Annotated in this window: 12 protein-coding genes; 2 read left to right on the top strand and 10 right to left on the bottom strand. The window is 43.5% G+C overall.

The annotated features are described in order from the left end of the window. Positions 1-48 precede the first annotated feature (48 nt). The 5 genes from NYE45_RS14680 to NYE45_RS14660 all read right to left on the bottom strand — a co-directional run bounded on the left by NYE45_RS14680 (position 49) and on the right by NYE45_RS14660 (position 6,382). Positions 49-2,340: a glycoside hydrolase family 95 protein gene (locus NYE45_RS14680; RefSeq protein ID WP_340017227.1), complete on the bottom strand. Its 2,292-nt coding sequence runs from the start codon at positions 2,338-2,340 to the stop codon at positions 49-51. 252 nt (positions 2,341-2,592) lie between these two features. After that, on the bottom strand, positions 2,593-3,018 hold the full coding sequence (locus tag NYE45_RS14675; protein ID WP_340017226.1) for a MarR family winged helix-turn-helix transcriptional regulator: 426 nt from the start codon (positions 3,016-3,018) through the stop codon (positions 2,593-2,595). 138 nt (positions 3,019-3,156) lie between these two features. Continuing rightward, positions 3,157-3,897, bottom strand: a complete 741-nt coding sequence (gene nfsA / locus NYE45_RS14670) for an oxygen-insensitive NADPH nitroreductase (RefSeq protein ID WP_340017225.1) — start codon at positions 3,895-3,897, stop codon at positions 3,157-3,159. A 14-nt stretch (positions 3,898-3,911) separates the two neighbouring features. Beyond that, positions 3,912-5,258: an NtaA/DmoA family FMN-dependent monooxygenase gene (locus NYE45_RS14665; protein ID WP_340017224.1), complete on the bottom strand. Its 1,347-nt coding sequence runs from the start codon at positions 5,256-5,258 to the stop codon at positions 3,912-3,914. A 20-nt stretch (positions 5,259-5,278) separates the two neighbouring features. Further along, the gene (locus NYE45_RS14660; protein WP_340017223.1) at positions 5,279-6,382 is read right to left on the bottom strand and encodes a Gfo/Idh/MocA family oxidoreductase; all 1,104 of its coding nucleotides are present in this window, start codon (positions 6,380-6,382) and stop codon (positions 5,279-5,281) included. 309 nt (positions 6,383-6,691) lie between these two features. Here NYE45_RS14660 and NYE45_RS14655 point away from each other — a divergent pair, with 309 nt between their 5' ends. Next, positions 6,692-7,045, top strand: a complete 354-nt coding sequence (locus tag NYE45_RS14655) for a helix-turn-helix domain-containing protein (protein ID WP_340017222.1) — start codon at positions 6,692-6,694, stop codon at positions 7,043-7,045. A 976-nt stretch (positions 7,046-8,021) separates the two neighbouring features. Here NYE45_RS14655 and NYE45_RS14650 read toward each other — a convergent pair. Then, the gene (locus NYE45_RS14650) at positions 8,022-9,200 is read right to left on the bottom strand and encodes an adenosylhomocysteinase (RefSeq protein WP_340017221.1); all 1,179 of its coding nucleotides are present in this window, start codon (positions 9,198-9,200) and stop codon (positions 8,022-8,024) included. Positions 9,201-9,384: 184 nt separating this feature from the next. Here NYE45_RS14650 and NYE45_RS14645 point away from each other — a divergent pair, with 184 nt between their 5' ends. Beyond that, positions 9,385-10,056 (top strand): Crp/Fnr family transcriptional regulator, encoded by a 672-nt coding sequence (locus NYE45_RS14645; protein ID WP_340017220.1) that lies wholly within the window; start codon positions 9,385-9,387, stop codon positions 10,054-10,056. A gap of 87 nt (positions 10,057-10,143) precedes the next feature. On the opposite strand, the gene NYE45_RS14640 is transcribed toward NYE45_RS14645, so the two are convergent. Genes NYE45_RS14640 through NYE45_RS14625 form a run of 4 tightly spaced genes read right to left on the bottom strand, consistent with a single transcriptional unit; the run spans position 10,144 to position 13,358 of the window. Further along, entirely contained in the window at positions 10,144-10,692 is a 549-nt protein-coding gene (locus NYE45_RS14640) for a hypothetical protein (RefSeq protein WP_340017219.1), read from the bottom strand. Between the two features lie 58 nt (positions 10,693-10,750). Next, positions 10,751-11,533: an ATP-binding cassette domain-containing protein gene (locus tag NYE45_RS14635; protein ID WP_340017218.1), complete on the bottom strand. Its 783-nt coding sequence runs from the start codon at positions 11,531-11,533 to the stop codon at positions 10,751-10,753. Continuing rightward, complete coding sequence (locus NYE45_RS14630) at positions 11,530-12,351, bottom strand: ABC transporter ATP-binding protein (RefSeq protein WP_340017217.1); 822 nt, start codon at positions 12,349-12,351, stop codon at positions 11,530-11,532. Before NYE45_RS14630 ends, NYE45_RS14635 begins: the two co-directional genes overlap by 4 nt. After that, positions 12,348-13,358, bottom strand: a complete 1,011-nt coding sequence (locus tag NYE45_RS14625; protein ID WP_340017216.1) for a hypothetical protein — start codon at positions 13,356-13,358, stop codon at positions 12,348-12,350. The genes NYE45_RS14630 and NYE45_RS14625 overlap by 4 nt, the downstream gene beginning before the upstream one ends. Between the last annotated feature and the right edge of the window lie 52 nt (positions 13,359-13,410).

Raw genomic sequence — 13,410 nt, 5'->3', positions numbered from 1 at the left:
ATTTGTTGCGTTTTTATAATAGTATTGAATATGAAAACCATAAATTTCTTAATCAGGAACTTCTTGATTATCGTTCCAGTCGTAACCTTTCAATTCAATCATAGAATTGGGGCCAGGAAAGGTTAATTCTATCTTTTGGTCCTGATAGGATACGGTTACTCTTGTTTCTTCAATAGAGCGAATTCTGGTATTCAACAGACGACCATTTTCCCATTCCAGATCTATTTCGAATCCGCCACGAGCCCGAACACCATGAATATATCCTTTTGGCCAGGCTGTGGGCAAAGCAGGTAACAATCTGATTACTTCGTCATGGCTCTGGAGAAGCATCTCTGCTATCCCTGCAGTACCTCCAAAGTTCCCATCAATTTGAAATGGAGGATGGTCGCAGAACAGATTGGGTAACGTGGAGGAACGTAGAAGTTCCACGATGTTAGCGTGTGCAAGTTCCGACTCCTCTAATCGTGCCCACATGTTGAGAATCCATGCCCTGCTCCATCCAGTGTGTCCACCACCGTGTTCCAATCTTCTGTCGAGTGTTACGCGAGCTGCCATAGCCAGATCAGGCGTTGATTGCAACGTAATTTGCGTTCCAGGATGCAAAGCGAATAAATGGGAAATATGTCTGTGACCAGGTTCCAATTCATCATAATCGTTACTCCACTCTTGGATCTGTCCATGTTTTCCAATGGAGGTCTCCGGTATTTTGGTTAAAGCACTACGGAGCACTTCTCCGAATTCCTGATCTTTTTGCAAGATCCGGGTACTTTCAATGCAACGCGTGAAGAGTTCTCTAATAATCTGATTGTCCATTGAAGCACCAAAGCATAAAGACCCCGCCTCTCCATTATCTAATATATAGCGATTTTCCGGTGAGGACGAAGGACATATCACCCAATGGCCGGAAGGATCCTCTATTAGATAATCCAGAATAAACATAGCGGCATCTTTCATCGTGGAGTAAACGTTTTCGAGAAATTGAATATCCTTATTGTATTCGTAATGGTCCCACAGATGTAATGAAAGCCATGCTCCTCCCATGGTCCAAAACGTCGATGTCATGCATACATCCTGCGGAGCAGTGTCTGCCCAGATATCCGAATTATGATGAGCAACGAACCCCTTGCATCCATACATGGTTCTAGCGGTTTCCTTTCCTCGGACTTGCAATCGCTCTATAAAATCAAACAATGGAACGTGACATTCAGACAGATTGCAGCTTTCTGCAGGCCAGTAGTTCATCTGTGTATTAATATTAATCGTATATTTGCTATCCCATATCGGAAGCATGTCTTTATTCCATATCCCTTGAAGGTTTGCCGGTAAAGAACCTGGACGGCTGCTTGAGATAAGCAGATAGCGACCAAATTGAAAGTATAGACTCATCAGTTCCGGATCATGCTTACCAGCTCTAAGCCGTTCAAGGCGCTGACCGATTGGAAGTTCGGAACATATCACATCGTTATTTTCATCTTCGAAATGTATATCCATCTTTTTGAATAAGGATTGATAGTCCGAGACATGGTCGGCGAGCAGTTCGCTATATGGCTTTGTTGAAACAGCCTCAATTCTGCGGAGGCACTCCGATTCGAGTTGTTCCTTGGGTACTCGGAAATCTGTGCAGGCCGAGATTAGAATAGTCGCTGAATTACCGTGCTTCAAAGAAAGCTGACCGCTTGAATAGTGAATCTGCCCTCCTTCAGATATAAGACGAATCGCACAACAAAATCGGATTCCTTCTTCTCCCCCACTTCTTCCCCGGATGATCAAGTTATTCGTTCCATGCTTCTCGATCCGGTCCAGATAGGATTGAAAACCAACAGGATGCTTAAGAATATCTGAATAGGATGTTGATTCCAGAATGGTTCCCCTGCCAAAAATAGTGGAGAAAGATAACTTTCCAGGCACGCTAGATTGGAGATGAACAACGAGTACTTGATCCGGATAGCTAGCAAAATAATCACGGCTGTAAATGGATTGATCTACGGTATAATTCACGTTTACCTTGCCTTGTTCCAGATCGAGATGTCTTTGGTATTCATTCGGTTCATACTCACTGTGATCCATAGCGATATACAAATCCCCTAATGGCTCATAATGTCTTTGCCCATCAGGAACACCTACCAGAGTAACTGCTGCGAGTTCTTCTGCTTCACTAATCTTGCCATCAAAAATCAGGTTTCTGATCTGAGATAAAGATTCAAGTGCTTGAGGATTATTCCGCTGCATCGGACCACCGTACCATAGACTATCTTCATTGAGCTGAATTCTCTCGATCTGTGTTTTCCCAAAAATCATGCCCCAAGAGTTCCATTTCCGATAGGTAATGCCTCTTCCCATCTTCCAGCAGGTTGATTAAACCCAATATTGTTGGTCTTCACGTTAAAACCTCCAACGAATTATAATTCCTCACATTGTTCATGTTTAGTGTGTTCCGGTTGTATGTAATTTCAGTGTACTGTAATCTCATGAGCATCTAAATGAACAAAATTAACTTGAATTATCACAATCCTATCTCAGCAATAAAAAAAAGCCGCTATAATAGCGACTCTGTATCGTTCATTCCATTTAGTTTAGTGAAACTTGCTTAAATTATAGGATGTTTCGCTCCATTTGATGCATTAATTTCCGCAATATTAACCGATCCTCCAAAGGAATGGATTGAAGTAATTTCTCTTGCTGCTCTCTCCATTTAAGCTCAACCGGTTTTTCTAATTCTTTGCCCTTATCGGTTAGAAAGATACGCATAATCCTTGCATCCTGTACATCCCGTTTACGATATATAAATCCGTTCTGCTCCAATGATTTGACCATGTTCGTGACGGTTGGTGGTTCGCATTTCATATGATCACTTAGTTGCATCTGTGTTACACCATCACCCAACCACAGTCGATACAACAAATTATCTTGTCCTACATAGAGATTAAGTTCCCGAAGAGATTCACTATAATTTCGACGCATTTGGGAGGAAATTCGATCTAAGGACTGTCGAATATCACAATCTACTGCATCTGTCATGAACGATTCCTCCCTGCCATCCGAATTATATTTAGCAGACTAAATGTATCATGGGGTAATAGAGGTGTCAATTCACCCTAGTATCGTTATAAGTACCTTTTTCTAACCAAGTTTCAGAAGGATACATTGGTTTGGTCCTTATTTTTTGGCAAAACCTTGCTTGTTCAAGTAGGCCATCATTTGCGGTTGAATACTTCTCTCGAGGTGATCCTGGATATGGTCACTCCATCCTTTTACTTTTTTTACGGTGAAAGGAGCTCTCGTCGGACGATTTTCATAATACTTCAGCATGGTCTCATCATAAATTGCTAATTTCTCTTGATCCATTGGTTGGTATTGATTATCAAGCAATACCATGGATTGAGGGAGCCGAGGTTTCAGTTCCGGCTTATCTTCAGCTGGATTACCGATACATAATCCCACCAGAGGGATAACATATTTCGGTAAATTCAATACGTCAGATAGTTCGCTAATATTAGCTCTGACCCCACCAATGAACACGCCGCCAAGTCCCAGCGATTCAGCCGCGGTTAATGCATTTTGTGCCATCAGTCCGGCATCGAATGAACCAATCAACAGAAATTCAATATATTCAATATCCACATCCGGAGCAATTTCATGATTTCGGTTGAAATCTGCACAGAAGATCCAGAATTCTGCTGCTTCTTCAATATAGGGTTGATCGACACAGAGATGTCTGACTTTTTTTCGAAGCACTGGATCTGTGATGCGAATAATGGATACAGCCTGCAGAAGACTGAACGATGAAGTTTGATTAGCTGCCTGAAAGATTGCATCTCTTTGCTCTGCTGTCAAAGGTTGAGATGTGTAAGAACGATACGATGTATGGTTATGAAGCAATTCGAGTGTGTTATTCATTAAGAACCTCTCCTTTATCCGTTGATTCCATTTTCCTGCAATCCGTATTCGTAAGGAACGCCCATATTCTCGCGTAGTGTTTTTCCTTCATATTCCTTATGGAACAAACCGCGTTCCTGCAAGATAGGTACTACCTGATTCACAAAATCTGCAACGCCATCAAAAGATACATCGGGCACAACTGAGAATCCGTCACATGCTTCAGCCAAAAACCATTCTTCCAAGAAGTCAGCAACCTGTGTCGGGGTGCCTGCAACCACTGGGTGATAGTTAATAACACCATGGGCCAGAACCTCGCGTATCGTTAATCCTTCTAAAAGTAACTTCAAAGCCCTTGCGGAACGGGGGTCCATTGGGTTGGCATATGCATTTCTCAACAAGTTTGGTTCTAATGGTTTATCAATATCTACCGAGTTTACCGAGAGCGGTATACCGATCATGGAACCAAGGTAACTTACTCTGCTGGGGATTTCCTGGGGATTAAAACTCATGAGCTGTTTTCGACGTTCCAACGCTTCTTCTTCCGTAGCAGCCAGAGAAAACATAAAACCTGCAAACATTTTGATATCATCTGGGTTTCGACCGAAACGAATAGCACTTTGTTGAATAGCTAGTCTCTGCTCACGAGCGGACTCTATGTCATATGGATTAGCATATACACCTGAAGCGTATTTTCCCGCCAACTCAAGTCCTTCACTTCCCCCTCCAGCTTGGAAAATAACCGGCTGTCCTTGCTCGGATGGAGGAATCGGTAGAGGACCACGAGATGCATAATATTGACCTTGAAGGTTAATAGGCCGGATTTTGTTCATATCCGCAAATTCCCCTCCCTCCACATCTAACGTCCAAGCATCTGATTCCCAACTTCCCCATAAGGACTGAACAATCTGAATGCTTTCATGTGCTTTGTCGTAACGTTCCTGGCGACTTGCCACACGTGCCCCAAAGTTTGCCGCGGCTGCAGGATCGGATGTGGTAACCGCATTCCATCCCACACGTCCATGACTGATTACATCCAATGCTTTGAACTGACGTGCAATGTTGTAGGGATAATTAAATGTCGTTGATAGCGTAGCAACTAATCCAGTGTGCGTTGTCTCTCTTGCTACGGCCATCAGTGCCAGCATTGGGTCCATAGGAAACATAGGCGTTTGAGGACCCAACTTAACGGTTAGTGCTGGTGTATCAGCGATGAAAATCATATGAAATTTTCCTTTTTCGGCCATTTTGGCTCGTTCCACATAACTATCCGTGTTTGTATAAGCTCCCGGATCTGTCCCAGGCATCCTCCACGCACTGAATTCTGCTCCATATCCCGAAACCATCTGTAGTGCCAGTTGCATCTCTCTTCTTTTATTCATAACGTTCTTCTCCTTGAAGATTATAGATATTGACGTTCACCGCTCTGTGCTGATTTTTCGACAGCATCAAGTAACCGATGAAGTTTTACCGCATCCGCGAAATTAGGTGTCAGAGATGTCCCCTCTTGGATATCTTGGGCGAACTTGCGATAAGCTTGAGCTATATTCAGAACAAATCCAGAGTCGGATTTAAGTGAATCAGGAACATAGTAATAGGAATCAGGAATACGTAGTTCACGAAGTTCGTTGTCCATTGATCCCGCACCACGTAATTGGTGTGATCCGAATTGAATGGATGCAGGTGCACTCAGCACGATGGTTCCTTTGTCTCCGAAAATTTCTAACGTTTGTCCTGTCAGATGTTTAACTCCACCTTGAATATGAACGCTGGCTGCTGCACCATTAGTCAATTTTCCAGTAATCATGATCTGATCATCTGTTGTTTTCTTGATGACTTTCTGAATATCTACCAATTCAACTTCTGGAAACTGTTGAGCTGTGTTGGCAGACAATTCTGTAAAGTCCCCAAGCATGTAAGTGAAGGCATCCAGATTATGTCCCCCTACAATGGTCAGCAAGTTCCCTCCAACCTTCCGGTCAAACAAGTACGCAGTCGACTTGTCACCAACGCCACCCATGCCATCTATAGAGATCTTCAGGTTGGCAGACAACACTTTCCCAACATAACCCTCTGCCAACAGATCTTTCACATACTGAATTGCTGGTGCTTGTCTGGCCTGAAGTCCAATCGCATTTGGCAATTGGGCAGAGGATACCCAATCCTTCATTTCAAGCGCTTCCTCTGTATTAGAACCCAGAGGCCATTCACAATAGATTGGTTTTCCAGCAGTAGCGGTGGCTTTGACTGCATGATAATGCTCCCTAACGTTAATGCTAACAACTACCATATCGACATCGGCATGATTAGCCAATTCCTCGATGTTATCAAATCCGTGATCTGCGCGGAAAGCTTCTGCACTCTTCTTGGCACTTGCCATATTACTTGTTCCCACTGCGGTAAGCTCGTACTCATCCAGGTTCTCAATAGCTGGAATATGGGTTCCATTTGCCCATCCGTTATTAATTGAAGCTCCTATGATTCCTGTACGAATTTTTTTACTCATGATTAAACAACTCCCTTGTTATAGTTCACGGTATGATCGAATATCAGTTTGTTCCCAACCATGTATATCTAAAAAAACGCATCCCTATTTCCTTCTACTTGCTGTATGCTCTTATCAGTCACTCCTTTCTATGGTATATTTATTTAGCTTGCTAACTATACAAGCAAGATATCATTCTTTCACATTTTAGGTAAACTAAAATTGTTTTGGTGTTGACACCATCATAGGTGTATTCGTTTTGTTTGCAAAGAGGGCAATTTAAATGAACATAGTACATCTTTTTGTACCTTTGGATCAGGAGTGATAAGAATGAGAGTATGCAACGAAGGATTTGATCAAGACTTTATAGATGGAAAAAGTGATATGTACGCCATAGCTTTTACACAGAATGTTCTTTCCGGACGATGGAAATATTTTATATTATGGTATCTAAAAGACGAAACACGTCGATATACGGATATCAAAAAATTTCTTGGAGATCTGTCTCAAGGCTCTCTTACGAAGCAGCTTAAAGAATTGGAGAATGATGGCGTTATTCAACGGGTTGTCTATCCGGAAGTTCCTCCACGGGTCGAGTACTCATTAACAGACAAGGGAATCAAATTACTTCCGATCCTTGAAAAGATGGCGGACTACGGTAAAGAATACGGCGAGACAACGTAAGCTTAGACTACAACATCAACATCGGCCGTTATCAATAATATCGGTTTTAATTATTTTTGGCACCTTGCTCCGGAATTCACGAATCGCTCCTTTGCAGGTCTGCCTTTCGATGTGGGCCTTTTCCCTATGGCAGGATGTCTCATGATATACTTTATTAACAGACATCGAGCACATCCATGGATCGCCGTATTTGTATCAGCTCTCATGTTGACTATTGTTGAATGGATCGCCAAAGAGTTCGGAAAAGTGTGGTATTTTAATGGATGGAATATCTTCTGGTCTTACGTTTCATATCTAATCCCTATGGTGATGGCGTACCTTTACAGTTCGATTTTCTTCAAAGTGTTCAAAAAACGTAACTCTTCATAGGTCTGCATTCAGGTATTCTCAGCCAGCATAGACACATCAATATGATCAATAGGGTTCCTTATTACTTATCTATGTTAAGGGGGGGATGATATGTTTTCCCCTTATTTAATAAAAACCAAAAAAAGCCGCTACAATAGCGGCTCTCAATTGGGCCATACTCTGGTCCCTCTAAATGTGGTGGTACCAACATTAATCCTATGGTTTAATATTAGCTTGCTTCCCATCAGGAGCCACTGACTTATCGCTCGTCCTCATACCCCTGCGCTTCTTGTAACCTTTAAATATAAAATATCCCACTATGATTAAGATAATCGGCATTCCGTACATTAATAGAATATAGAAACTGAACAGCAAAAGTACGACTATTTCACCATCTATTACATTCAATCAGTGCACTCCTTTATATGTATCACTGTTCTCATCTTCATATGTAAAAATATAAACTTATTCCTTGTCAATCTTACATCAAACAAATTAAAAATCATAGCTTAAGGATCGAACATTCTATGCTCTCAATCAATTTAGCTATGTGCCCCTAGAATGTCATTAGATAAACTAGTGTTTTGTTCCAAATCCATTTTAGGGGTATATTTTCAAATAGACGTCTCTATTGTATAGAGTTCATAAATAACTTACTAACTTGACTATCAATATCTTTCGGTACAGGTTGCAAACCATGTTGCAGTGATTCCGCATTTGTAATTATACGATAGGCAGAATAGGAAATTAGTGCAAAGCCCATGTCCATAATCTCGATGGGATTACCGTCAGCTCCTGCCAAATTAAGAGGGTTTGCATGATGAAGCAAATAGATACTTTTCTCTGCAAAACTTATTCGTTCAATCCCTTCTTTCACGATTTCAACGGATTGAGAAGCTTGCTTGATTTCTTCCACATTGATTTCAAAACCGTAGTGCCCTGAATTAGCAAGAATGACTTTTTCTTTGAAAAGTGGGATATGCTGCTTGGTAATAACATTAAAAGATCCAGTTGCCGTAATGATCACATCCGCTTCGGGAATTAACTCGTGCAGTTCGCCAACCCAATGCCCGTCCGTTTTTGCATTTAAGAGATGAACAGGATTCATGTCATAGACTAACGTATTCGCGCCTAATCCCCGGAACTTTTTAGCAATGCCGCTGCCGCAATAACCATAACCTACAACAAGAACTTTTTTCCCTCCAACGAGAAGACTGGTTGTGCGCATGAAACCATCTACAACAGACTGTCCAACACCCAGCGCGTTCTCAAAAGTCTGCTTCAAGGGCGAGTCATCAATCACGATAACGGGATAATCAGGCTTAACACCACTCTTCTCAATCAACAACCTTCCCGTACGTGTCTCTTCGTTTGCACCGATGGGGTTCCAATCGGGTTTCAGTTCATGGTGAGCAAGAATCAGGCTTGCACCATTGTCGAGGAAGAGATCGATTTTATGTTCCATGACCATCTGCAGGTAACGTTTGTGATCGTCATAACGATCTCCTTCTTTCGCTAAAACCGTGACATTAGGTAGTGATGCCAAATATGCTGCGGTATCCTTCTTCGTTGTTCCAAGACACCCGACTAAATAGATATGTGCAGCCCCACTCGCTAGAAGACCCTCTACCCAGAATCCCGTTTTGGGCTCAATATGCATACTGATCGCAATAGTCATTCCTTTAAGGACTTGCTGCTCTTGTAACAATTGATTCACTTCTGTGATCAAAGGCATTCTCTCTCTAAACCACTGCATTCTCACTAACCCCGCATTAGCCAAACTTTGATCATCAATAATACTGTTCATCACAAGTTCCCCCCTATGTCCCACTCCGTTGTTTTATAATTCGAGGTAAGTATAATATTAAAAAAGGACTGTCAATAAGGACAAATGTCCGCCTTTTGGAGAGTACATCAAATAATCACTTATGTAGAATGATCGGGAGAAAATGGACGATCTAAAATAGTTAGTGAAGGAGTCCTCATGTGTTATGCCCATAAAGGTTCACCCTGATATCACAGCAGCGGTCCTCAAAGCGAATTTACAGGAAATCATTACTGATGAAGCTTTGACCACTCTGCAAGTGAAAATGTATAAGAAAAACGAGACGGTTGTCGTCTCAGGCAACGAATTGCAGTACGTTTATATCGTAATTGAAGGCAGGGTCGCAATTCATAATTATTCTGATCAAGGAAACGTAGCCGTTGTCGATTATGTAGAAAAAAATGGAGTGTTGGGTGACTTGGAATTTTTTCAACAATGCAATTATCTTCATACTGCTGTCGCTGTTGTATCGTCAACCATTCTTCTGATCCCTTTGGAGATTGTACATTCTCATTTGACCAAATCAGTCTCTTTTTTATCGCATATGTGTACGGTTCTCACGGATAAACTCATGAAGTCTTCAGCAAAAAATGCAAGGTCATTGTTGTATCCTGCAAAAAATAAGCTCTGTAAATATATTCTGCAAACCTCGGAAAAATTTGAGTCGGTAACGATTCCTTTTGTCATGAAAGATATTTCAAGCATGATGGGAATCTCCGATCGACATATTAGAAGATTATTAAGCGATTTGGCCCAGGAGCAGATCATCATTAAGGAAAATAGAACATTAAAGGTGTTGGATATGGAGCAGTTACATCGATATTCAACCGATTTCTAAATCGTTTTGCCCCAAGTTAAACAGCATCCAGCATAAGCAAAACCACCTCATTACCGTTTCCGGATGAATGAGGTGGTTCTAATTGAATCAGGACTTGGCAGGAAGTATGTTTTTGTCAAATTCCACTTCGAATAGATACTCATCCAGATCGACTTTTAAGGCTTCGTTGAAGATGTTGGAAGCGATCATTTTGCATCCAACCGTGGTGATGAGTACGATCTCTTCCGATGTGAACTGACTTCTTAATCTGTCGTATATGGATTCATCGATGGTGTTCGCGTTGTTAACCAGCCCACGACCGTAATCAATCAGCATCTGTTCAATTTCAGTGAACTCGAACTCATTAAAACTGATATTCAGATCCCGGAGAAGCTTGGCGTGGTACGTGGAGCAAACAAGACAATCATTTTCGGTAGAAATGGCATAACAGTAGAAATAAATGGCGCGGCTGCCAATAATCTTTTGCAATTCATTGCGTACAGGATAAAATTCCATTGCATCGAAGGACGGCATGGAATACAGCAGCGTTTTTACCATATTGGTTACACGACTGCCACTTTTGATTCGCTCATCAACGAAATTCTTGGCTTCCTGAGTCATCTCTTCATATTGTAATGCAGGTACGACACTGCTCATATTGGGGTTCCTCCTCTTATTCAATTAAATGTTATGAATTGTACGATCACGTGGATACTTATTCGAAACGAGGAATCTCGATTCGTGGGATCGCCTGAATCAGCGTCCGTGTATAGTCATGCTGTGGCTCATGGAAAATACGTTTGGTCTCGCCCTCTTCCACGATCTGTCCATCTTTCATGACCATTACGCGGTGCGAAATGCTATAGATTACTTCAAGTCCGTGGGCGATAAACAGATATGAAAGTCCTTTCTGCTGCTGGAGAGTTTTCAACAAATCCAAAATTTGAGCCTGAATCGTCATGTCCAGCGCCGAAGTCGGCTCATCACAGACGATGACAGCTGGTTCCGCAGCAAGGGCCCTGGCGATACCCACCCGTTGACATTGCCCACCGGACAGTTCTCCAGGATAACGGGATCTGTACTCCCTTGGTAGTCCTACATCGTCCAGCAACTCATCAACACGGCTGTCGATCGCTTTAGGACTCAGTTGAAAGTACAGCTTCAGTGGTTCAGCCACGATATCTCTGATCCTCCATCTTGGGTTCAGGGAGGACACTGGGTCCTGGAACACGTACTGGATGCTGCGTCTGTCGGAGCGAATACGCTTCGTTCCGCTCAAGGATTTGTCCCCCAAGGAAATCGTGCCCGATGTGAGAGGAATCATGCCAGTGACCATTTTCGCAACTGTTGTTTTGCCACTTCCGGATTCGCCAACAATGCCTAACGTCTCCCCTTGCCGAAGATGAAAGGATACATCACGAACAGCCGCAAAATCGGTGCCGCTCCGCGTGCGATATACTTTATTCAGTCCCTGTGCCTCCAGTAGGGGCTTGTTCATGATTCCACCCCCTCGAAATAAATGCGAGGCATACTATTTAACAACTGCTTTGTGTACAGATGTTCAGGTCGTTGGAATATATCTTCCTTTGTACCCTCTTCCACGAGATTCCCGTGCCTCATGACGATAACCCGATCAGCAATCTCGTGAACAACACCAAGGTCGTGGGTGATGAACAGCACGGTCATACCGTATTGTTTCTTCAGTTTCTGGATCAGTCGTAAAATCTGTGCTTGCACCGTTACATCCAGCGCTGTTGTCGGCTCGTCAGCAAGCAACAGTTCTGGTCGTGATGACAAGGCCATCGCAATCATCACACGCTGCCGCATGCCACCAGATAGTTGAAACGGATATTGCTTCACGACATCGCCTACATTCCGGATTTCCACTTGCGTTAACCATGATTTTGCTTCTTCAAGCGCAACCTTTTTACTGATCCGCTTAGGGGCATGCAGGCGAATCACATCCACCATCTGCGTTCCAATCGTATAGACCGGATTCAGTGCACTCAAGGCATCCTGGAACACCATGGCGATTCGTTTACCGCGAATGCTCTCCATCTGTTTCTCATTTAATGTCAGCAAGTCTTGACCGTCGAACCAGATATGCCCGTGAGTATATTCCGCAGCAGGTCGAGGCAACAGTTGCATAATCGATTTGGCAGCAACACTTTTGCCGCTGCCAGACTCGCCGACAAGACACAGTATTTCTCCTTCATGGATGTCAAAAGATATTTTATGGAGCACATCGGTGTGCTGATCCCGTTTGGTAAATCGAACACCTAATTCTTCCATGCGCAGGAGTTTTGGTTCTGTCATATCTTTCTCTCCTTGCTAAGAACGAATTGTTCCAAGTTTTCTCCCGCTGGCTCTACCAGCCGTTTCAACGCTTCGTGGGCAAGCACAAGATCGAAAATGGATAATCCGAACGCGTTGAACATGGTTTTGCGACTTGGATGCTGTTGTTTTGCTTGATCTGGCTGGGCTAAAAGAGTTTCCAGCAAAGTCACCTTCCGGACAATATCAGGCGACTTACGTGCAAGACCGAACAATGACTGGCTGCTGGATGGAACACCAGCTTCGTAATCATCACACACGATATCATCAAATGACTGAATAGCTTCCGAATCAATATCGCGCATACCGACATGAAGGTACAGATGCCCCCGAACAAAATGTTCCGCACGCAGATAAGGTTCAGATGCTGCCGTGGCACCGACCACGACCTCTGCGAAATCAAGATGATCTGGCAAAGACACGTGTACACGGGCTTGAATACCGCGCTCTCTGAGTATACATGTGTGTTGCTCTACCAGTTGCTCTGCATGTAGCGGCGTTCGACTCCACACGTGAACTTCCTTCAGTTCAGGCATGAACGGTACGATACTGCGAAGCTGGTGACCGGCCTGATAACCCGAGCCGCAGACAAGTAGCGATGATGCACGCGATCCAGCCAAGGTTTTGATGGCTGTAGCGGAGACCGCACCTGTGCGCAGACCGCTGATCAACTCACCCTCCAGAATGGCAAGGGGTCTTCCCGTTGCCAGCTCATTAAGCAAGACGATCGGGTGGGTATATGGCAAGCCGTGGTCCGGTTGTGGCACATGTGAAGTCCATTTGAGGCCAGCCACTCCCTCTTCTGCCAGATACGCAGGCAAGGAATAGAATGCTCCCGCTTCTCTGGCTCCGGCAGCCATCGCAACCTCTTGGGCACTAACAGCTGTTCCCTGCGCCTTCTGTCGGAAGGTTCGCTCGATCAGACGCTGCGTAACGATGGGATCTGCAATGCCGCTCTGTTCGATGCGTTCTCGCGATATAAAGTACACGCTCTCCAGCCTCCTTTCTGTGATGATTCAACCATTTTATCTGTCCGTGGAC

Source organism: Paenibacillus sp. FSL K6-1318, assembly GCF_037976905.1.
Taxonomy (GTDB): Bacteria; Bacillota; Bacilli; order Paenibacillales; family Paenibacillaceae; genus Paenibacillus; species Paenibacillus amylolyticus_A.
The sequence above is the reverse complement of the archived record's forward strand: the minus strand, read 5'-3'. Positions and strand labels throughout refer to the sequence as shown.